The 780-nt window shown below is 29.4% G+C and carries 1 protein-coding gene; it reads right to left on the bottom strand.

Annotated features, from left to right (window positions below):
- Positions 1–726 (bottom strand): AMP-binding protein (locus AYC61_RS01590; RefSeq protein ID WP_162265421.1); only part of this gene is annotated, 726 nt, incomplete at its 3' end.
- Positions 727–780 lie beyond the last annotated feature (54 nt).

Raw genomic sequence — 780 nt, 5'->3', positions numbered from 1 at the left:
GCTTACCCTTAAATCATCATTTAAATCTCTATATATCTTCTCCCGTAATCCACATACAAGATTGTTTACATTTCTATGCTCAATCATTACGCCTTTTGGATTACCAGTTGTCCCAGATGTGTAGATAATATACGCTAAATCTTCTTCCTTATTGACAATATTAAGGTTAAATATATTCCCTGAATAGACCTTCTCGTCATCTATAACTATTACATCTTTTAATGACAACTTTTGAAATAAGTCTTTATCTTTGTTTAACAAATGTTCCTGTGCTAGCACTATATCTATATCACTATCTGAAAATATAAATTCCTTTCGTTTATCAGGATAATTGGGATCTATAGGTAAATATGCTCCTCCAGCTTTTAAAATTCCCATTATTCCTATTAGCATCTCTACTGATCTTTCTACAATTATTCCTACTATTGTATTTGGCTCTACCCCTTTTTCTCTCAATAATCTTGCTAATTGATTTGCCCTATTATTTAATTCTCTATATGTAAGATGCTTTTCTTCAAATACAACTGCTACATTTTCTGGTGTCTTCTCTACCTGTTCTTCAAATAATTCTTGTATTGTTTTTTCTTTAATATATTTTAATTCTGTATTGTTAAATTCTACTAATAGCTCATTTTCTTCTGCCTTTGATAACATCCTTATTTCATTTAATTCAATCTGTATACCTTGTGAAACTTCTTTAAGAATATTTACAAAATGTTGACTCATTCTTTCTACCGTTTCTCGCTTAAACAATTTTGTAGAATATTGTACATTAAACTG

Source organism: Abyssisolibacter fermentans (assembly GCF_001559865.1).
Lineage (GTDB): Bacteria > Bacillota > Clostridia > Tissierellales > MCWD3 > Abyssisolibacter > Abyssisolibacter fermentans.
Note: the sequence above shows the minus strand (reverse complement) of the source record. Positions and strands in the feature narration are given on the sequence as shown.